Raw genomic sequence first — 20,486 nt, 5'->3', positions numbered from 1 at the left:
TTTCCTTTCAACTGGGCATCCGGGGATGCGTGGAAGATGAACCAAACTTGGGTCGACCCCTCTAAGACAGGCAATATCAGCCCGCTGTTATCACCTAACAACAGCTTTGATATTGAATATCCCTGTGTCAGCCCGCATGGTTTGTGCATGATGAAACAAACACTCCTAGCCCTTGCGCTGATCGCTTATGCGCTGCCGTCTCAGGCAGCTTGCTATGCCGATTACAAAGCCAAACAGGACAACCCGCTCAAACTGCATTACGGCGTGATGCAGCTGCCCGATGTTGCTTGCGGAAATCGTGCTGCCGCCACACGGCAAGTCACACAGCGGTTATCGGATGGGGGCTGGCTCCTTCTGAAGATTCAGTCCATCTTTGACGAGACGGGTCTTGCCGAAAGGAAAGAAAGTGCCGGAGAATTCTTCCTCCGCTTCTGACACACGCCGATTGTCCAATCGGGTGGTCGTAGTTGGGATTGTTACGATTGTGGGGATCCTGTTGGTTGCAGCGATCTTGTTGTTCATGACCCTGCCAGATGCGAATGCATTCAACGCACGCGTCGAACAGATATTCATTGAAAATGACGGGCTGACGTCCGGCGCCGAGATTAAACTGCTTGAGATCCTTGCCCAGTCCGGCACTGCTTTTGCAGATACGCTGACCAGCTATCGCATGGTGATATTTGTGTTGTTGGTGTTTTCGACGGCTCTGCTGGTCTCGGCTTTAGTGTTCTTGATCACCATCATCGGCCTAAACCGCCGCATGGGTGAAATTGAACGTGCTGGCATCCAGGTGAATTCTCTTCTGATCAGTCGTGAAGAGCGTACTGTTTATTTAAACAACATGGAGTTCTCGCTGACCGAGGCCGCAATCGAAACGCTGTCGGCGTTGGCCGAAGCCCGAATGGACGAAGAGGTCTTGTCAGGGTCAGAACTGGAAGGACTAATTTCCGGTCGTGATCCATCGGACTGTGAAGAAGCCGCAGGAGCAACCCGAATCAAACGCCTTCGCGATGCGCTTGGCAATCAGATGATGAGCGAATTACTCGTGAAAACCATCGCGCGCCGCGGCTATATGCTGTCGATTGATAAAGACGTTATCCGGATGATTTAAGGATCAGCTTCTGATATGTGTCACATGTTAAGTTCGTGCTGCCTCGAACTTTCCCCAAGCTGCCTCAAACGCTTCGAAATCAAACCCGTCTTGTCGCGCTGGTTCTAGCACTAGTTTTTCCGTCTCCAACAACTTGTCTATGGCGGATTCGAGATCGGGTATCACATCAGGTGGAATGACCAGCGCACCATGCCGGTCGGAGTGAACCAGATCGCCATCGGTGATTTGCAGTCCGAACACTGACACGGTCGTCGCGATCTCTTTCACATGAACAAACCCGTGACTGGGTCCGATGGAACCTGCGACGACAGGAAACCCGTCTGGGAGGTCTCCGAGGTCGCGCATAACGCCGTTGGTCAGTGCGCCCGACAAGCCGAACCCTTTGTGAACGGTTGTGTTTATCTCGCCCCAGTATGCTCCGATGCAACGGGGGAAATCGAGGTCTTCAACCACCGCGATGGCTGGGCGGGGGCCTTCGGCCATATGGCGGTAGTAGTCCATGCGACGGGTCTTGATAATTCCGGGGGGCTCATTTGGCGGTTTCACAGCCGCGATTTTTGCAGTCCGTGCATACCCCACCATCGCAGGTGCTTCTGGACGTGAGGACAGCATCGTTCCGCGCGTGAAAGCGTTGAACCCGCGCTTGCCTTGCGCCACCTCGATGGCGTTGCACACGGTCGGCGTGTCGACCTGCTTGAGCAAGGTCAGGAGAGTGTTGTCCATTTAATCCTCCAGCCAGCGGGCGAGCGCTGCATTGGTTTTTTGGGGTTGTTCTAAAGTCGGCAAATGTCCCGCGCCGTCGACGATTTCAAGATTGGCGTCGGGTATCAGGTCGGCCATCAGTTCGTGACGGGAGACCGGGCAAAGAGTGTCTTCGCGCCCACAAAGAACCAGCGCCGGAACAGCCACATTGCGCAGCGCATCAGTCTGGTCCTGTCGATCCATCAAGGCGCGGGATTGGTTCAGAAACACATGCGGTCCGAGACCCAACGCCATGTCCATACAAAGGTCGAGCACCTCACCCCGCCGCGGCCCGTCGCTTAAGTAGTGCGGTTTCATTTCATCGCGCATGATCGTGGACAGATTGCCCTCTTTAACGGCCATCATTTGGGGAAACCTGCGGGCTTTGACCTCGTCAGTTTCCGCCAGAGGATTGGTGTCGAGCAGCGCAATCCGCTCTACCCGTTCAGGGGCCTGACGCAGGATTTCCATCGCCACGATCCCGCCCATCGAAAGGCCTGCCAAAGCGAAACGGGGCGGGGAGTCGGCAAGAATGTCAGACGCAAGCTCCTCGATACTAGATCGTCCAGATATCGGTGCGCAAATCACAGTCCTGCGCCCGGAGAACGCAGCGATCTGCGGCGCAAACAGCCGCGCGTCGCACATCATTCCGGGAAGCAGGACCAGTGGTGTCATTTGACCAGCGCTGCCCCTTCAGACAGGGCTGACAGTTTGGCGTAGGCAATGTCGGGGTCGACCGCGCCGAACCCCGCGAACGTGCCAAAGCCGCAGTCCGAGCCCGCGATTACCCGGTCTGCGCCGACGATATCCACAAAGCGTTCGATCCGCTGGGCGACCAGTTCGGGATGTTCCACGAAATTGGTGGTGGTATCGACGACACCGGGCACCAGAACCTTATTGTCCGGGATGTCTGCTTTGCGATCACGGAAGGTGGACCATTCATGCCCGTGGCGCGGGTTTGAGGTTTCGAACAGCACATAGCGGGATTTCGTCGACATCAACGTGTCGAACATCTTTGACATCGGGATGTCACAGCAATGCGGACCTTCGTAGTTGCCCCAGCAAATATGGACGCGCACCTTCTCGGCAGGCACATCAGACAGCGCGTGGTTCAGAGCCTCCACATGTATGTTTGCGACCTTGATGAACTCGTCATCAGACAAGTCGGTGAACAGCATGTGGCGTGACAGGGCAAGGTCAGGGCAATCCAGTTGCAGGTCCAACCCGGCGGCCACGATGGTCTCGTATTCCGTCTTCATCGCATCAGCCAAGGCGGCCAGATAGGCCTCGCGCGATTTGTAGTAATCGTTTTGCAGGAACAGCGAGATCACACCGGGGCTGGCGGCGTTCATGAAACCTCGTTCTGCGCCATGGTCGGCCATCGCCGCCTTGAGGTTCGCGATGTCCTTATCAAGCTCACCCTGACCCTTAGACCGTACCTCACCCACGCACATTGGGCGGGCATATTGCGGTGTGCCGCCATCATCGGCCAAACGCTCCAGAAAGCCCGGGAACATCTTCAGATCCGCTGGCGCGTTACGCGGGCTATCGCCGCCAAAACCGGTGTAGCGATCTTTCACATAAGTGGCATAGGAGATCTTGGACGTCTCGCCGTCCGACACGATGTCGATCCCGGCTTCGACCTGCTTTCGAACCGTTTCGGAAACTGCCGCAGTCATGCAGGCGTCAAACGCGGCCTGATCGAACGGCTTTTCATTCTCGCGGGCAAATATGAAATCCACCACATCCTGAGTGCGCGGCAAAGAGCCCACATGAGTTGTGTTTATCTTGGTCATTATGGACCCTTTCCCTAGTGTATTATGTTGCGCCGGTCAGGCCAGCAGGATCGTCTGTGGAGCGGATGCGATAGAGGCATGCTTCGCCGGTCATCGAAGGTGCGACGGAATGCGCCTCGCCTGCTTTGATCAGACAAGTGTCACCCGGATTAAGGACGCTTTCTTCCCCTTCAAGGCGCACTTTCCAGTGTCCACGCACGGGCATCAGAACGGTGTTCTGATCGTGGGTATGAACGTCGGACGTGATCGAGTTGCACGATAAGAAATCGACCTCGAAACCGGGGCGATCGCGCAAGAGGGCATCGGCACCAATCACCTTGGCGGGCTGGTTGTCCGACAAAGCCATCAGGTCCCAGTAGCGTGCGACGTGATTTGGCAAAACGTTCGCTGTGGTTGGCTCGCCGCGCTTGGCTAGTTCTTCCTCTGACATGAGCGGCATGGGATTAACGTTGTGGGGCAGTTCATCGCCCTTTTTGCTGTCATAAAGCACGCCGTTTTCGCCCAACACGAGGCCATGATCTGCAGCATCCTCGATCACCTGAGGGGCCCAATGGACGCCTCCGCCAGCATCATTGCCGCCCAGAACCGCCATAATCATTCCGTAGTCGGTGCCAATATTCTCAAATCCGCGGAAAATACCGGTGGGAATGTTGAAGATGTCACCTTCTTCCAGTGTCACCTCACCTGCATTGCCCCAACGGCCCCAGAAGAACCGCCATTTGCCCTTCAGGACAAAGAAGACCTCGGCTGTGTTGTGGTCGTGCAGCGAATTGCGCACGCGCGGAGGTTGCCCAGCGGCCCCGATATTAAACCCAATTTGGTCAGCGATATGCACATGCTGATCGGGGCTTTCAGAAACACCACCACCGATGATGGTGAAATTCTCCTTCTGATCCGACCCCGGCGTGTGGGCGTCGATAAACGCGGTTTTGCAGGGTTTCAGATCGCCGTAGCGAACGATGCGGTTTTCGATATTACTCATTGTTTTGTCTCCTTTGGTTTGGGTTTGAGTGGCTCAAACCCGACCGCTGGGAGGACGGTTGTTCAGTCGACGCGCGCGCAGGCTGGCGCGATGGGTGTGAAACCGCCGCGCTGCCTGACTGCCATCCAGATATGAGTGTCGTACGGCCATCTAGCACGCGCCTGTCTGCATCAAGATCTGCTTCCATATTGAAACATGGTCGAACAACGACCATTCGCGGCGCAGCCCGTAGGGGCCAAACTCGGCATGGGTGAAGCCCATCACGTAGACATCCGCACCCGTCGGTTGCCCAAACATACCCCAGCCGTCGTGCTTGCCGTGCAGGCTCCAACGGACGGCGGCGCGGGGTGATAGCATCGGGTCTTCGCGGCCGATCTGATGCTCAATCTTGAACTCAGCGGTCGGGAAAGACGCGCGCAAACCCATCCACAGCTTTTCGGTATCCGCCCAGGAATGCACCGTGGTAGATGCCGGGTGTTCGGTCTGTACCGCCCGGTCATATTCCGCGCGAACCACCGCGAAATCTTTGTCCATCATTCGGGTCAGGATGTCGGACATCCGTTCGCCCCATTCGTTGTCATTGCCGCGCCCTTTGTAGGGGCCTTCGACATCCACTGCTGGGCAAAACGGCTTCACGCAATTCTCGGGCCCACCTTCACGCTTGATCAGGTCGCGGGCGAACTTCTTCGGCTTCATCCCAAGTTGCAGGACGATGCCCGCCGTGTCGCGGATCAGCCATTCATCGTTGATCTGATCATTGATCGCAGCACAGTCGGCAATGGCGCGGATCACAAACCGCTTGCCGGTTGCCGGGCCGAAATAGCCCCCGCCCGTGTGCGTGCCCATAGTCAGCAGACGATGTGAGGACAGGAAGCCCTCATCCTCGTTTCCTGACCAGATCACATCCTCGCCGGTCAACTCGCGATCCGGGAATTCCGCCAAGGTGGCCAGTGTGCCGTTCATCGTGCGCTGATTGCCAATCGAGACGCCTTCTGGGAAGCGCATTGGGATGTCTTCGGTGTAATAGTGGTTGAGCGTGGCGATGCCACGATCCTCCCAAATCTCGCGGGTGATCTGCAGGATGTAGTCCGGGAAATCGTTGAATTTCGGGTCAAACCCCTTCATGTGGTCCATCCTTCTGGAATACGGGCCGATCCGCGCAGGATCAGAGGGCCGTCAATGGCAATGCGGCGTGGTTCGTCGCTTTTGTTTTCAATCTGGTCGAGCAGGATTTCGACCGTGTCCGCAACCATGCGATTGGCAGGTTGCCGTACAGTCGTCAGACTATAAGCTGGCCATCCAGCGGCGGGCACATCATCGAAGCCGATGACCGAGACATCCTCGGGCACGTTCAATCCCAATTCGAACCGCAACGTGTCCATTACGGCAATGGCCATATGATCGTTGGCCACGAAAACCGCCTCTGGTGGGTCGGAGGCAAACATGGTGCGCGTGGCCTCGGCGGCTTTTTCCATTGTAAACTCACCCGCTGCCCGCGAATGCAGGGTGACACCTGCTTCGGCCAATGCCGAGATAAATCCAGCCTCACGATCGCGCTGGGTCGAAGCCCCTTCCCAACCGGCGATATGACCGATTTTACGGTGCCCGGCGGCCAGTAGGAACTCGGCGATCTTACGCCCTCCGGCATAGTTGTCCGAGGTTACGGCAGACATGTTCGGGTCATCCTGGCTTCGATTGAACAGAACCATGGGCACGCCGGCAGCCCGACAACGCTCGGACAAGTCCGAAGACATCGCAACCGATGCCGCGATGATCCCATCCACTTGGTAATCAAGGATTTCCTCTACCACGGCGTCAATATTTCCCGCCGTTTGCTCGGCCAAGAAGATCAGAACGTGATAGCCGCGTTGCTGGAGCTCGTTCGACAGCTTTTCAAGCGCTTCCGGATAGAACTGGTTTTCCAGATAGGCGACGACCAGCCCGATGATCCGGCTTTTACCAGACACCATTGCACGGGCCAAAACGTTGGGCCGATATCCCAGATCGGCTGCCGCTTTGCGCACCTTTTCGACCGTTTTCTTCGACGCCGATGCGCCCGGAGTGAACACCCGGCTGACCGCCGACTGGCTGACACCGGCACGTTCGGCGACTTGTTGGGATGTGACTTTGGTTGTGCTCATTCCGCTGTCCATCCTCCGTCGATCATGAGCGCCGTGCCGGTCACAAGCGACGACGCATCCGATGCCAGATATGCCACAGCGCCCATAATGTCCTCGACCTCGCCCACACGGCCGAGTTTGATTTTATCTTCGATCCACGCGCGCTTGTCGGGTTGCTCGAAGGTAGATCGGGTAAGATCGGTCAGGATGAACGTTGGGCAGATTGTGTTGACGCGAATGCCCGCCTTGCCCCACTCGATTGCCATCGATTTGGTGAACCCTTCGACCGCGTGTTTGGTGGCGCAATAGACCGCGCGATCCAACCCGCCGACGTGGGCCATTTGGGATGAAATATTGATCAGACTGCCGGGTTTCCCTGCGGCCAACAATCCTTTGGCGACCGCCTGCGTCAGGAAATATGCTCCCTTTACGTTCAAGTTCGCGACGGCGTCGAAATCTTCTTCGGTTGTCTTGTCGGCTGGACTGTGACGGGCCAATCCGGCTGAGTTGACAAGAATATCAAAAGGGCCGCTATTTGCTATCGCAGCTTGGGTTCCGGGCACGTCTGCTACATCCAATGGAAGCGCGCGCGCGGACATACCTGCGGCGTTCATCTCGGCCACCACACTGTCCAGCACATCTGCCCGGCGAGCGGCCAATGTGACTTCTGCCCCTGCCTCGCCCAACGCAGCAGCGCAGGCCAAGCCGATGCCGGAACTGGCACCTGCGACGAGGGCGCGCTTGCCGTCCAGACGGAATGAAGGGGTTTTGGGCAGGGACATCAGGCGGCTCCTATTAGGTATTGAATGCGGCCGGGGACGCGCGCTTTGTTAAACTCGCGCAGACGGGCAAACACATCTACGCCCAGCTGGGCATAGACGTCCAGCAGATCGACAAGCACCCAGTTTTCGCGGATGCGATCGCCTTCAACACGCCAAAAATCGAGGCTTTTCATAGTGATCTTTTGCCCAGCTGGCGCGATGCCAAGCCAGCCATCGCCAGTAACTGTCATCTGCATGTTGGGCCACCCGGTCACGGCGACATAGTTCCCCTCGGCAAAGAAATGCGCGCGTAGTGTCCCGGTTGTTCCACCCTTGCGATCCGGCAGGGCATTTAGAAACGGTATCTGATGCCAGTTGCGGAAACCTGCAATGCCACGCGCCGTGCCGATGCCCGCCGGTCCATACCAGTTCATGCGCGGATGCCAGAAGCGCTCAGCCTGCATAATCTCGGGGCCACCTTCGGAGGGATGACGCGACAGGTTGGTGAGCATCTCGATCACCAGATCATGACTGGTCTGACTGGTGCCCGGATCATGCGCCGACAGTCCATCCTGGGTCATCGGGGCAGGCACGCAGAACTCGCGCCCAAGGCTTGGCGCCATCGGCCAAGCGCCCGCTTGCATCATAAGTTCAGGCAGATCCCAGATTGCCTGAACCTCGACGATTTTGTTGTCCTCAAAGCGAAAAAACTCGTGAAATCGCATATGGGCAAGGTGGCCAGTCGGGGGAATATCTAAGTACGGCGCGACAAACGTGCCCATATAGTGCCCCATGCAACCGACCCAATCGCCGTCGCCATCATCGCCAACAACGACGATCAGATCGCGGCGCTCAAGGTCAGGTAAAGCCTCAAAAAGTGGTGCAAATGCGCAATCATACAGCTCGGCACCCGACATGTTGCCCAGCGGATGCGCCAGCTGTACGTTTGCTGTGTCGGCCAAAACACCTTCCATCGCTGCGCGCACACCATCCTCGGAAAACTCCGCCATCGCCCCACGTAAGGGCGCGATCAATGATCTGAGATGCGCGACGCGGCTCATCACTCGGCGGCCTCGCCATAGGGGACATTTTGCCCACCATAGCGACGTACACGCAGGTTACATTGCTCGGCATGGCCGACGAAGCCTTCCAACAGACACAACCGCGAGCCATAGGCGCCGATCTTGGCGGCGGCCTCATCCGTAGTTATCTTTTGATAACTGTGCGTTTTCAGATATTTGCCAACCCAAAGCCCGCCCGTATAACGCCCGGCCTTTTTCGTGGGCAGGGTGTGGTTGGTACCGATCACCTTGTCTCCGTTTGAGACGTTGGTGCGCGGCCCAAGGAACAGCGCGCCGTAGCACGTCATGTTTTCAAGGAACCAATCGTCGCGATCTGTCATCACTTGCACATGCTCGGATGCAATGTCGTCCGCGACCTCCAGCATCTCGTCATAGGTGTCACACAGGATGACTTCGCCGTAGTCCTGCCAGCTCACGCCAGCTGTGCCGGCGGTAGGCAGGATTTCTAGGATGCGGTCGATTTCGGTTAACGTATCTTCAGCCAGTTTGCGCGAATTCGTCACCAAAACGGCGGGCGAGTTATAGCCGTGTTCAGCTTGACCCAGCAGGTCGGTCGCGCACATCTCGGCGTCGACGGTCTCGTCTGCGATCACCATGGTTTCGGTCGGACCTGCGAACAGGTCGATGCCAACGCGACCGAATAGCTGCCGCTTGGCTTCTGCGACAAACGCGTTGCCGGGTCCGACCAGCAGGTGAACCGGGTCGATGGTTTCGGTGCCCAGCGCCATGGCGCCGACGGCTTGAATGCCACCAAGGACATAGATCTCATGCGCGCCACCAAGATGCATCGCGGCAATCACAGCGGGGTTCGGCTCACCATTAAATGGTGGGGTGCAGGCGATGATGCGCGGGACGCCAGCCACTTTGGCGGTGGCGACCGACATATGGGCCGAGGCGACCATTGGAAACTTGCCACCCGGCACGTAGCAGCCGACGGATTGCACTGGGATGTTTTTATGGCCCAGAATGACGCCGGGCATGGTCTCGACCTCGATATCCAGCATGCTATCGCGCTGGGCCTGTGCGAAGTTGACCACCTGAGATTGCGCGAACTTGATGTCCTCCAGATCGCGCGGGCTAACCTTGGCAATCAGCGCGTCGATCTCGTCCTGGCTCAGGCGATAGCTGTCGCGATCGTAGCCGTCGAACTTATTGGCCAACTCACGCACGGCGGTGTCGCCACGGGTCTCAATATCCTTCAACGTCGCGGCCACAACCGCGGCGGTTTTCGCGTCATCTTCGGCGCGATCTGCTTCGGGTTTGCCACGTTTGAGGTGTTCTATTGTCATTGTTTTTCCTCGCTCAGTTCGGGCGCGTTTCGGGGGTTGGGGCAGCACGGTCGCCCCGGTCAAAAGCTTCCCAGCCTTCACCGTTAAACAGATCCACGCCAAGCTGCGCGGCCACGTGGGCGAAATCCACATTCACCCAGTTATCGACAATCTTGCCATCCACCACTTTCCAGAAATCCATATAGCGGATTTCGACGCGTTTTCCGGTGGGGGCGATGCCCAGAAACTCGCCTGAATGGGTGGCTTCCTGACGGCCAAAAGCAGCAGCCCATTCGCCCATGTAAAGGCGCGCCTCGTCTATGCAGGTCTTGTCAGAAAAAGCGGCTTGGAAGGGGCGTTGCCAGTTGTCTTGAAACTCTTTCAGGCCCGTCTTTGTTCCGCATCCCTGATTTCCCATCCAGCGGAACCCTTGGCTGAAAAACTCGCCAATATCGTTGATACGGTGGTCATTCAGCCCATCCACCATGCTTTCGATCACCCGGCGGGTGTCTTCGGTCTTCGACATGTCCGTGTCGCGGGTTAAGACCGCTTGTTCGGGACGGAAACCCTTCATGTTGCATTCTCCATTTCTGCAAATAGGTCAAAACCGAGCTGTTTGAGCACATGGGGAACATCCACAAAGACCCAGTTTTCGACCAGTAAATCACCCTCGCGACGCCACCAGTCGCAGACACGCATGAAGACCCGCTCGCCGGTCGGTTCCTGTTCAAGGAACGATTTGACATTGATACCAGTCAACGATGGCCATCCCCCCGAGCAAGAGTAGTTTCCTTCGCCCATGCGGGTGAAGTGGCGGGTCATGCCATTGTTCTTTGATCCGCCCGACCATTCGTCGAACTGGCCTTCAAAAGGCACCTGAAACGAGGCGAAATCTTCAACGCCAATGAACGACCCGAATGCGCCGGGGCCGTACCACATCATGTTTTCATGCCAATAAGGCCGCCAGGCTTCGTCTTTGGTCGCCAGCTTAAGCAACATGTCCGAGGTGATCTGGTAGCTTTTTGCACTCTCTGCCGGGTCCTTCGGCGCGGTCATGACACCATCTTGCGTGGCCGGTCCTTGGATCAGACCGGTATACCCACGTTTGTCGCCCGGCCCGGTTGAAATAGGCCATTGATCCGATGCGATCATCAATTCCGGGAGGTCAAGAAAGATGTAGCTTTCCACCGCGGCACCGTTCTTCATCCGGTGAAACTCGCCGTATCGCAGATAGGCCAAACGGCCAGTGGCACGAATGCCGATCCAGTCCTTGTCAAAACAGCCGCAGTAATACCCGGTGGCGGTGATCCAGTCGTCATATTCAAACTGGCCTGCCATAACAATATCGTCGCGGCGATACAGACCGGAAAAGGCTGCCTGAAGCGTTGCAATCACCGCATCATGATAGCCGCCACCATTGCCGGTTTCGTTGAACGGGTGCACCACATTGATTTGGGCCGTGGGAGAAAAGAAACACTCGATTGCCGGTGCGAAGTCGCCGGGGTGGCGTTGCGCGGCGGCATACTCAAGGTAAGGGGTTCGATCGGGGGCGCTCACTGGGCTGTCCTCTTAATCTGGAACTCTATTTGCGTCGACGGTGTGGGCACCCGGCCCGGCCCGCGTCGATGCAAATGGAATCCGCCCCGGTCTTCGTGCTCGGCGCGCGGCAACACTCAAGCCGGCGCTGCGCGCGTGGGCATTGACTGATTGAGGATGACAGCCTCCCACATCGTCACCCTTTGACCGCGCCGGCGGTCAGGCCGCCAACGATTTGACGCTGGAAGAACATGACAAGGATGAACAGAGGCGCGGTCGCGGATACAACGGCCGCCACTGCAAACATCACGTTGCCTTCGGTCTGCGTGGTTCCAAGGAAGCTTGCGATCTTCGGAACCATGGTCTGGTTTTCCTTAGACAAGAGCATCGTGGTCACAACAAAGTCGTTATAAGCCAGCAGGAAACTAAAGAGCCCTGTGGTGATCACGCCTGGCCACATCACTGGAATGATCACATTACGGAATGCCTGAAACTGGGTGCAGCCGTCGACCTTGGCGCTTTCATCAAGCTCTTTCGGAATGTTTTGAAAGAATGAATGTAGCATCCACAATGTGAACGGTTGGTTGATCGCCACAAGAACGATGATGGTGGTGGGCAGGATGCCCCATAGGTTCCACTCAAAGAACGGCAATAGATAACCTGAAACCAGCGTCACTGGTGGCATTGCGCGAAAGATCAAAGCAGTGATCAGCAACCAGAATGTATATCGGTATCCGGACCGAGATAGCGCGTAGCCGCCCAATGTTCCGATTGTCAGAGAGATCAGGACAACAAAGAAACACACAATTCCCGTGTTGATGGCAGCGCGCCAGAACTCTTCCTTTACCCAAGCACCTTCATAGCCGGCAACGGTAAAGGCCGAGCCGTGGGTGGCTTTGGTTTTCTCGCCAGTCAGAGCGTCTGTCCAGTCAGCGATCGAGAAGAAATCGACCTCGACTTTGAACGATCCCCAAAGGGTCCAAAGAAAGGGAAAAGCGGCAAGGATCAGCCAGACCACAACAAAGGCAGTGGAAGTGGCGCGCAGCCCAATGGGCATTCTTTGTGCTTTGCTGGCCATGTCAGGTCTTTCCTTTGAAATCGCGCCAAGTGCGCACCAGAACGGGTGACAGCAAAATGGCGACGCCGATGATGGTCAAAACCGATGTGGCCGAGGCCGCGGACAGTTGGCGGGTCTCGCCACCAAGGTCATTGAGAATGATCCAACTAAGCGAGGTGGCATGTGCCTCAGCGTTAAAACCGACAATGGGTTCGAGGACCTTGAAGTTGTCCATCAGCTGAATCAGCGCCACGAATGTAACCAGCGGCATCAAATGTGGCACGATCACATAAAGCACCTGCTGCCACCGGCTTGCCCCGTCGATCTGGGCGCTTTCAAGCTGGTCCTGAGGTAGAGTTTGCAGCCCCGCATAGAAGACCACAAAAGCAAATGGGGCAGAATGCCAGACGCCGTACACGATCAACATGATCCATGTCAGTCCAGTGGACGCCTTCAGCGACAGATTGGGATCATTGGCAAGCCATTGCAGGGCGGATCCAAGAATGCCTCGGCTGTCGACCATCCAGAACAGGATCAGCGACCCGATAAGCGGAGTCACGATCATCGGCAGAAGTGAGAAGAAAATCACCAGCCCCTTTAAGTGGCGATGAAGCGAGTTCACGGTCAGCGCGATTATCAAGCCTAGAATAATCAAAAGGGGCGTTACGGTGAACGTGTAGGTCAACGTGAATGCCAGCGCGCGGTACAGCGGCAGGTTGCCGATCTTCTTGAAGAAGTCGCCTACTCCGTCGGATGTGCGCCAGGCTTGGGCCACTTCGCTCACAGCTAAGTGCCCGCGGTCCAGATAAATATCCAACCCAACGAATCTGCCAACAGGATTTGCAGCGCGTAAAGCCTCGGTCGCGTCTTGGTCTACAGACGTTTCTTGTTTGCAGCCAAACGGGCCGCAGTTTTCAGTCACGACGAGCACGGCCTCGTGTGGCGTGTGCATCGATTGCGTGATCACCGAGATGATCGGGAACGCAATGAATAGAAGCATTGCCAGCCCAGTGGGCAGAAAGAACCAAAAGAAAGTACGATGTTTCATGGATCAGAACCGCGTCTCGGTGAAGGGGTGTCTGGCCAGAGGGGCTCTGGCCAGACGAGGAGCAGGCTTTAGAGGAAGCCCTTTTCTTTCGCCGCAGCGGTATAAGCTGCTTCGGCATCCTGAAGCGCTTGCTCTGCGCTTTCCTTGCCTTGCATGAAGTCCACGATCTCGGCGCCAAGGGCGGTGTGCAAAAGACCGATATATGGCAACATGGGGTAAGGCTTGGCTTGCATGTTCACGGCCTCGATCACACCAACGGCTGCTGGTGTTGGCGTGTAGCCATCTGTGAGCCAAACGGCCAAGAGCGATTTCTCGTCATCTAGATTTGCAGGATCGATGCCGTTCATCATCGCTTGGAAGGTTGCCGCAGCATCTTCGTCCGAGATGTTTTTGGCCACGGTCCAACCGTCCCACCACAGGGTCGTGGCTGGTGTGTCACCACCACCAACGGTCATCGGCCCCGACAACGTCGTGCCCGCAACCACTTCTGGGGTGGACTGCTCGGGATCTTTCAAGGGTTCCATCCGTGATCCCCACATGTTCATCAGTGCGACATTGCCAGCTTTCCATTCAGCCGAAGTCGCATTGGAATCGTGGGTAAGGAAGTCAGGGTTCATATATTCGCTAAGCGCTTTCATCGTCTCAAGCGCTGCAATACCGGCCTCGTTGTTGATCGAAACCTCGGCTGTGCCGGGTTTGAAGAACTCACCCCCGAAGCCCAGATACATGTTGTTGAATTCCTGAGCCAGGTTCCAGCCCGCTTTGTAGGCACCGCCCAATGGGTATTCCAGCAGACCTTTCTCGCGGATCACTTTGGCGGCTTCCAGCATCTCTTCATAGGTCTTCGGGGCTTCCAGCCCTGCTTCGTCCAGGATGTCAGCCCGGTACACCAAGTGCTGTGCGTTCGCCATGAACGCCACGGCCATTACTTTGCCATCGACAGTGATCAGCTGGCTTGGCTTCAGCGCCTGACCATATTCCGCCACCAAATCATCAAGTGGGCGAATGACGCCTTCGTTCATCAACGCGGCGATTGAGCTGTTGGCGATGACAGCGGTGGTATACTCTGCCGGATTGCCTGACATACCTGCCACGTTGATCGTTTGGTGCTCGGATGTCAGGTTGGCTTTGACATCGCCGCCCGAGCAGGCTTTGGCGTCATCTGCGACCGAGTGAATTGCGGGGAATTCGTTGCCCACAATGCTGACACGACCGGAAATCTGGCAATCTGCCACGGCTGTTCCAGCCATCAAGGCCAAACCACTGGCCAGTGCTGCGTGTTTCAGAAACATCTCGTCTCTCTCCCTGTTATTGGATGGGTGCGACTTCGAAGACCGCACCCCGTTGTCCCGCGTTGCGGGAGGTTGCGAGGGCGTCAGCCCTCGATGCGTGCCCCTGTTTCTGCGTCAAACAGATGGCAGTGATCTTTGTGAACATGGATGGATACGGCGTCGTCGATATCCGCACGGAAGGTCTTGTCGGCTTTCACGCTGACCAACGCCCCACTGATACGGACCGAGACCATGGTGGCGTCGCCCAAAAGCTCCATCGTGTATATCGGCGCGTTGATCTCGCCACCGCTTTCAACAACACTCGCATCCTCGGCACGGAATCCCAAAGTGACTTTGCCATCAGGGCCGTTTAGGCCTGATATCTCGGTATTCTTTGCGCGGAATACTCCATCACTCAGCTCGCCATCCATCAGGTTCATGGCGGGGCTGCCAATGAAGCTTGCGACAAAGGCGTTTGCGGGTGTGTCGTAGATTTCGGTTGGGCTGCCGACCTGTTGCACGATGCCCTGTTTCATCACAACAACACGGTCGGCAAGGGTCATCGCTTCGATCTGATCGTGGGTTACATAAATCGTGGTCACGGCCAGCTCGTGGCTAAGGTTCTTGATCTGTGCGCGGGTCGATACGCGAAGCTTCGCATCAAGGTTCGACAGAGGCTCATCCATCAAAAACACATTTGGTTCCCGTACAATGGCACGGGCCAAAGCGACACGTTGGCGCTGACCGCCCGACAGTTCGGCGGGCTTGCGATGTAAGAAATCGTCCAACTCTACCATTGCACTTGCACGGCGGACCTTTTCGTCGTGGGAGCTGGGATCGATACCCCGCACTTTCAGCGGAAAGCGGATGTTTTCGTAGACGTTCATGTTCGGGTAAAGCGCATAGCTTTGGAACACCATGGCGACATCCCGGTCTTTTGGCTCCAGATCGTTGACACGTTCGCCATCGACCAGAATATCGCCTTCGGTGACGTCCTCTAGCCCCGCAATCATCCGCATTGTCGTGGTCTTGCCGCAACCCGATGGGCCCAGAAGAACCAAGAATTCCTTATCGGCGATGGTCAGGTCAAAATTGTCGACACCGACGAACGCTCCCCAACGCTTGGACAGATTGCGCAGTTGAATTTCGGCCATGGTTCCTCCCCCGGGCGGAATCGTTTGCATACGTTTGCAATATGCTAGACTCGAGGTCCTCGTTTTGGCAATGTATTTTTGCAAACGTATGCAAAAATGACTCGAGCAAGGCAACTGGACCAATGGGCAAAATATCCTTTCAACATGAAAAACAACTGGTTAGGGATTACTATGCCCAACTGGATGCTGCGAACCAAGATGACTTGCGCTCAGTCCAGGACCGGTTCATCGCACCCGATTACCTCTGGCGTGGCTTCCATCCGTTTCATGAAATGCGCGATGCCCAGGAGGTCGCGAACCGATTCTGGAAGCCACTGAGAACCAGTCTGACGCACATGCAAAGGCGCATGGATATCTTCATGGCTGGTTGCAATACGATCGAAGCGCATGGCGGTGTCTGGGTCGTCTCGATGGGTCATCTGATGGGCCTTTTTGACCAACCTTGGCTCGGCATTCCACCCACAGCTAAGATCGTCATGCTACGCTACTGCGAATTTCATCGGGTCGAGAGCGGGAAAATCACTGAAACAGCGATGTATTTCGATATTCCGCACTTGATGATGCAGGCCGGACTAGAACCGTTCCCACCCCAAACTGCCGCCCATCTTGTTCAACCCGGGCCAATGACCCACGAGGGTTTGATGTTCGACGCTCAGGACCCTGAAGAAGGGAGCAAAACACTGGCTGCAATTGACCACATGGTAAGTGATATCAAGACTTGGCGCGGCGGGATCGAAGAGCCTTTGGTCGACGAGCTGCGTCGCAGTTGGAACGAGGATATGATCTGGTGGGGACCCGCTGGGATCGGAGCGACTTATACAATCGAACGCTATGCCCAGCAGCACTCCGGCCCATTCCGCGCAGGGCTGAAAGACCGTACGTTCAACGGCCATATCTGCCGCATCGCAGAAGGTCATATCGGTGGTTTCTTTGGCTGGCCGAACCTGACGTTGACGCCAGCTGGCGGTTTCATGGGCATGCCCGCCACCACCACACCCGGCGATATGCGGGTGATCGATATCTATCGACGTGTTGGTGACAAGCTGACTGAAAACTGGATATTTATCGACCTTCTGCATTTTTGGAACATGCAAGGTATCGATATTCTGACCCGAACCACAGGTGTCGCTGGGGGACTGGAGACAGGTGTGAATGGGGCACTCATATGATAGACGCGCATCACCACCTGTGGGACTTGTCCGCCGTTCATTATCCTTGGTTGATGGCGCGCGGCATCGAACGGTTCTTTGGTGATCCTTCCCCCATACAGCGCGACTACCTGATCGAAGAATACCGTGCAGAGGCAGGCAAAAACGGGATTACCGCATCTGTCCATATTCAGGTTGGAGCTGAGGATGGTCTGGCCGAAGCGCAATGGGTGCAGTCCATCGCGGATGCCAGTCCGGACTGGCCATTGAAGCAGGTTGTGTTCTGTGATCTCACGGCGCCGGATTTGAACAAACAGCTGGATGAACTACAGCGATTATCAACCGTTGCTGGGGTTCGCCAGATCGTCGGACGTGCGCCCGGCGAAGATGCCGTGACCGGTACAAACGATCTGCTCGACAATCCCCAGTTCGCGGCCGGTCTGAGGGAAGCGGGAGAACGCGGTCTGAGCTTCGATCTGCAACTGATTCCGGAGCTAATGGAGAAGACTGCGAAAACTCTCGAGAAGGTACCGAATACAAAGATTGCCCTTTGTCATGCCGGTTCGCCGCATGACAGATCGAAGCAGGGCATCGCGCAATGGGCGAAGCACTTGCATCACCTGTCAATCCTGCCCCAGGTAACGTGCAAACTTTCGGGCTTGGGTATGTTTGATCACGGTTGGACAACTCAGAGTATCTCAAAGATTGTCGCTATTTGCTTGGATCAATTTGGTGCGACGCGAACCATGTTCGGCTCCAATTTTCCGGTGGATAAACTTTATTCCGATTACGAGACGCTGTTGTCGGCCTATACCGCACTGGTGCCCGAAGCTGACCAAAACTGTGTGTTTGAACGGACCGCAGCAAGGTTCTATGCCATCGATCTGATGGGTGACTGAAAAAAGACCGGGCACAAGGCCCGGCCAGTCCATCAGGGAGGATGTGTCCTTAACCCCGGACACGAGGGAACATTTAAGCGTTCAGGCGATAACCACCGCTTTCGGTAACCAAGAGCCGTGCATTCGACGGATCGGGTTCGATCTTTTGGCGCAGGCGATAGATATGTGTCTCTAACGTGTGGGTTGTGACCCCGGCGTTGTATCCCCAGACCTCGTGCAACAGTACATCACGCGCAACCACACCGTCGTTTGAGCGATAGAGGAACTTAAGGATGTTCGTCTCTTTCTCGGTCAGGCGTACTTTGCGGTCTTCTTCGGTTATCAGCATCTTCATCGATGGTTTGAACGTGTACGGTCCAAGCTGGAAGACAGCGTCTTCGCTTTGCTCGTGTTGGCGCAGTTGGGCGCGAATACGGGCCAGAAGTACCGGAAACTTGAAAGGCTTCGAGACATAATCGTTGGCGCCTGCATCAAGACCCAGAATGGTGTCGGCATCCGTGTCATGAGCCGTCAACATCAGGATCGGGCATTTCACGCCCTGTTTGCGCATCACACGGCACAGCTCTCGGCCATCAGTATCAGGCAGGCCCACATCAAGGATCACGAGATCGTAAATCGCTTCTTTCGACTTCACGATCGCCTCGGAGCCATTCCCGGCCTCGAACACATCAAAGTCTTCGGTCATCAAAAGCTGTTCTGCCAGCGCATCGCGCAGATCTTCGTCATCATCAACCAGCAGTATCTTTTTTAACGTGGACATCTCGCCCTCCTCTGTCGTCTTGGGATAAGACTTGTTGTCCGCTCGCGGAATTGACAAGAGTTGCTACACTACTCTCACGTCCTCGTGTCAATTCACCGGGAAATGTTTCATATCGTGACAGTTCGCCCTAGTTATGGGCTTGAAAGGACACTGATGACGCTTGCCCCTGATCAAACGGAATTGATTGCCCGCGCCCGTGCCGATTTGCGCATGGGGGTGCCGGTTGTCTTGCGGCTTGAGGGGCGATCAGTGTTGGCAGCGGCGGCCGAGACGCTTTCATCCGGCCGCTTGACCGAGATGCGGGCATTGGGGCCGGTGTCATTGGCCATCACCCCACGCAGAGCCGAAACCCTGAAGGCGCGCGCCTATTCCGAGCATGTGGCCCGGATTGAGTTACCCTCTGGCGCGGATACCAGATGGATCGCCTCTATCGCTGACCCCGCCGACGATCTGACGCATCCGATGAAAGGTCCATTTCGCACTCAGCGTGACGGCGATGACCGATTAGAGGCGCAGGCCATTGCTTTGTGTAAATCTGCGCAGCTTCTGCCGTCGGCGCTTATTGTTACGCCCGAAGACGCCGCAGCGCTGGCATCCGCAAATGCGTTGACGGTTGTCGAGCTTGATGGTCGCACATTGCAATTGTTGTCTCTCGCTCCGGTCGTTCATGCTCGCCTGCCCTTATCGGTCAGCGAGGCCGGTCGGTTGCATATTTTCCGTCCCGATGATGGAGGTGAGGAACACTACGCAGTCGAGGTCGGACGCCCGTCTCGTGACACCCCTGTGCTGGCGCGCCTTCATTCCGCGTGTTTCACAGGTGACGTGCTGGGTAGCCTGAAATGTGATTGCGGGCCACAACTTCACGCGGCTCTCGCCCGAATGGGGGAGGAAGGGGCGGGCGTGCTTCTGTACCTAAACCAAGAAGGTCGCGGGATTGGGTTGGCGAACAAGATGCGCGCCTATTCCCTGCAAGATCAAGGGTTTGATACGGTCGAAGCCAATCACCGGCTCGGATTTGAGGATGATGAACGCGACTTCCGCATCGGGTCTCAACTGCTCAAATCTCTGGGTTTTTCCGAAGTGCGGCTGATGACCAATAACCCTCGCAAAGTCTCCCGGATGGAAGACACCGGGATCAGAGTGACCGAACGCGTGCCCCTGAAAGCCGGCAAAGGCACACACAATGCAGAATACTTGGCGACCAAGGCTGCAAAGTCAGGTCATCTGCTGTGAGGCCCAACCGTTACGACATGACCGTCACCCGCTGGGGGGCTCGGTTCATGGGACGTCGCTTCCCTGTCTCAATTGGGCGCGGTGGGATGACAGATGACAAACGCGAGGGTGATATGGCCACGCCCCGGGGCGTCTGGCGGATCATGGGTGGTGGTTATCGTGCGGACCGGATCGCACGACCCGAGTTTGTGGGCTCAATTGCACTCCAACCAATCGGGCCACACGACATCTGGTCGGATGATCCACAAGATCCCGCGTACAATCATGGATTAAGATCAAGCAACCACCCCTTCAGCCATGAAAAGCTGCGTATGACGCCCCGGCTTTATGATACTTTTCTGATAAGCGATTGGAACTGGCCGGATGCTCAACCCGGCAAAGGCTCCGCTATCTTCATCCACCAATGGCGCAAACCACGGCACCCAACCGCCGGGTGCCTCGCCTTCGCCCCGAGCGACCTCGGTTGGATTCTAAGCCGCTGGACTTCGCAAACCCGTATCTTCGTCCGCTGAACTTATT

The 20,486-nt window shown here is 56.4% G+C and carries 22 protein-coding genes; 6 read left to right on the top strand and 16 right to left on the bottom strand.

Going from position 1 to position 20,486, the window contains the following annotated elements; all coding sequences use genetic code 11:
- The first annotated feature begins 36 nt into the window (after positions 1-36).
- A complete protein-coding gene (locus V6N04_RS10365) occupies positions 37-435 on the top strand; it encodes a hypothetical protein (RefSeq protein WP_371170087.1) in 399 nt (132 codons plus the stop codon).
- Positions 407-1,111 (top strand): winged helix-turn-helix domain-containing protein, encoded by a 705-nt coding sequence (locus V6N04_RS10360; RefSeq protein ID WP_371170086.1) that lies wholly within the window; start codon positions 407-409, stop codon positions 1,109-1,111. Before V6N04_RS10365 ends, V6N04_RS10360 begins: the two co-directional genes overlap by 29 nt.
- Before the next feature lie 27 nt (positions 1,112-1,138).
- Here the strand turns inward: V6N04_RS10360 and V6N04_RS10355 are convergent, their stop codons facing one another.
- The 15 genes from V6N04_RS10355 to V6N04_RS10285 form a co-directional block, all read right to left on the bottom strand.
- On the bottom strand, positions 1,139-1,834 hold the full coding sequence (locus V6N04_RS10355) for an RraA family protein (protein ID WP_371170085.1): 696 nt from the start codon (positions 1,832-1,834) through the stop codon (positions 1,139-1,141).
- Entirely contained in the window at positions 1,835-2,527 is a 693-nt protein-coding gene (locus V6N04_RS10350) for an alpha/beta fold hydrolase (protein ID WP_371170084.1), read from the bottom strand.
- Positions 2,524-3,648 carry a cobalamin-independent methionine synthase II family protein gene (locus tag V6N04_RS10345; RefSeq protein WP_371170083.1) on the bottom strand — a complete coding sequence of 375 codons (1,125 nt, stop codon included), beginning with the start codon at positions 3,646-3,648 and terminating at the stop codon, positions 2,524-2,526. The genes V6N04_RS10350 and V6N04_RS10345 overlap by 4 nt, the downstream gene beginning before the upstream one ends.
- A 22-nt stretch (positions 3,649-3,670) precedes the next feature.
- On the bottom strand, positions 3,671-4,630 hold the full coding sequence (locus V6N04_RS10340) for a cupin domain-containing protein (RefSeq protein WP_371170082.1): 960 nt from the start codon (positions 4,628-4,630) through the stop codon (positions 3,671-3,673).
- Positions 4,631-4,780: 150 nt separating this feature from the next.
- Entirely contained in the window at positions 4,781-5,755 is a 975-nt protein-coding gene (locus V6N04_RS10335) for a nuclear transport factor 2 family protein (RefSeq protein WP_371170081.1), read from the bottom strand.
- Entirely contained in the window at positions 5,752-6,771 is a 1,020-nt protein-coding gene (locus V6N04_RS10330) for a LacI family DNA-binding transcriptional regulator (RefSeq protein WP_371170080.1), read from the bottom strand. Before V6N04_RS10330 ends, V6N04_RS10335 begins: the two co-directional genes overlap by 4 nt.
- Complete coding sequence (locus V6N04_RS10325; protein ID WP_371170079.1) at positions 6,768-7,532, bottom strand: SDR family NAD(P)-dependent oxidoreductase; 765 nt, start codon at positions 7,530-7,532, stop codon at positions 6,768-6,770. The genes V6N04_RS10330 and V6N04_RS10325 overlap by 4 nt, the downstream gene beginning before the upstream one ends.
- Positions 7,532-8,572, bottom strand: coding sequence for an ester cyclase (locus V6N04_RS10320; RefSeq protein ID WP_371170078.1), 1,041 nt, complete (start codon positions 8,570-8,572; stop codon positions 7,532-7,534). The genes V6N04_RS10325 and V6N04_RS10320 overlap by 1 nt, the downstream gene beginning before the upstream one ends.
- A complete protein-coding gene (gene hisD / locus V6N04_RS10315; RefSeq protein WP_371170077.1) occupies positions 8,572-9,882 on the bottom strand; it encodes a histidinol dehydrogenase in 1,311 nt (436 codons plus the stop codon). The genes V6N04_RS10320 and hisD overlap by 1 nt, the downstream gene beginning before the upstream one ends.
- A gap of 13 nt (positions 9,883-9,895) precedes the next feature.
- A complete protein-coding gene (locus tag V6N04_RS10310) occupies positions 9,896-10,435 on the bottom strand; it encodes an ester cyclase (RefSeq protein ID WP_371170076.1) in 540 nt (179 codons plus the stop codon).
- Positions 10,432-11,418, bottom strand: coding sequence for a hypothetical protein (locus tag V6N04_RS10305; protein WP_371170075.1), 987 nt, complete (start codon positions 11,416-11,418; stop codon positions 10,432-10,434). The genes V6N04_RS10310 and V6N04_RS10305 overlap by 4 nt, the downstream gene beginning before the upstream one ends.
- A 175-nt stretch (positions 11,419-11,593) precedes the next feature.
- Positions 11,594-12,475, bottom strand: coding sequence for a carbohydrate ABC transporter permease (locus V6N04_RS10300; RefSeq protein ID WP_371170074.1), 882 nt, complete (start codon positions 12,473-12,475; stop codon positions 11,594-11,596).
- A 1-nt stretch (position 12,476) separates the two neighbouring features.
- Positions 12,477-13,502, bottom strand: a complete 1,026-nt coding sequence (locus tag V6N04_RS10295) for a carbohydrate ABC transporter permease (RefSeq protein WP_371170073.1) — start codon at positions 13,500-13,502, stop codon at positions 12,477-12,479.
- Between the two features lie 68 nt (positions 13,503-13,570).
- Entirely contained in the window at positions 13,571-14,794 is a 1,224-nt protein-coding gene (locus V6N04_RS10290; RefSeq protein WP_371170072.1) for an ABC transporter substrate-binding protein, read from the bottom strand.
- Positions 14,795-14,877: 83 nt separating this feature from the next.
- Positions 14,878-15,927 carry an ABC transporter ATP-binding protein gene (locus V6N04_RS10285; protein WP_371170071.1) on the bottom strand — a complete coding sequence of 350 codons (1,050 nt, stop codon included), beginning with the start codon at positions 15,925-15,927 and terminating at the stop codon, positions 14,878-14,880.
- Positions 15,928-16,049: 122 nt separating this feature from the next.
- On the opposite strand from V6N04_RS10285, the gene V6N04_RS10280 reads away from it, so the two are divergent.
- Positions 16,050-17,096: a nuclear transport factor 2 family protein gene (locus V6N04_RS10280; protein ID WP_371170070.1), complete on the top strand. Its 1,047-nt coding sequence runs from the start codon at positions 16,050-16,052 to the stop codon at positions 17,094-17,096.
- The gene (locus V6N04_RS10275) at positions 17,093-17,974 is read left to right on the top strand and encodes an amidohydrolase family protein (RefSeq protein ID WP_371170069.1); all 882 of its coding nucleotides are present in this window, start codon (positions 17,093-17,095) and stop codon (positions 17,972-17,974) included. Before V6N04_RS10280 ends, V6N04_RS10275 begins: the two co-directional genes overlap by 4 nt.
- Positions 17,975-18,047: 73 nt before the next feature.
- On the opposite strand, the gene V6N04_RS10270 is transcribed toward V6N04_RS10275, so the two are convergent.
- Entirely contained in the window at positions 18,048-18,734 is a 687-nt protein-coding gene (locus tag V6N04_RS10270) for a response regulator transcription factor (protein ID WP_371170067.1), read from the bottom strand.
- Between the two features lie 153 nt (positions 18,735-18,887).
- Between V6N04_RS10270 and ribA the strand changes: the two genes are divergently transcribed.
- On the top strand, positions 18,888-19,967 hold the full coding sequence (gene ribA / locus V6N04_RS10265) for a GTP cyclohydrolase II (protein ID WP_371170066.1): 1,080 nt from the start codon (positions 18,888-18,890) through the stop codon (positions 19,965-19,967).
- Positions 19,968-19,984: 17 nt separating this feature from the next.
- The gene (locus V6N04_RS10260; RefSeq protein ID WP_371170294.1) at positions 19,985-20,479 is read left to right on the top strand and encodes a L,D-transpeptidase family protein; all 495 of its coding nucleotides are present in this window, start codon (positions 19,985-19,987) and stop codon (positions 20,477-20,479) included.
- The last annotated feature ends 7 nt before the right edge of the window (positions 20,480-20,486 follow it).

Source organism: Aliiroseovarius conchicola (assembly GCF_041403445.1).
Lineage (GTDB): Bacteria > Pseudomonadota > Alphaproteobacteria > Rhodobacterales > Rhodobacteraceae > Aliiroseovarius > Aliiroseovarius conchicola.
The sequence above is the reverse complement of the archived record's forward strand: the minus strand, read 5'-3'. Positions and strand labels throughout refer to the sequence as shown.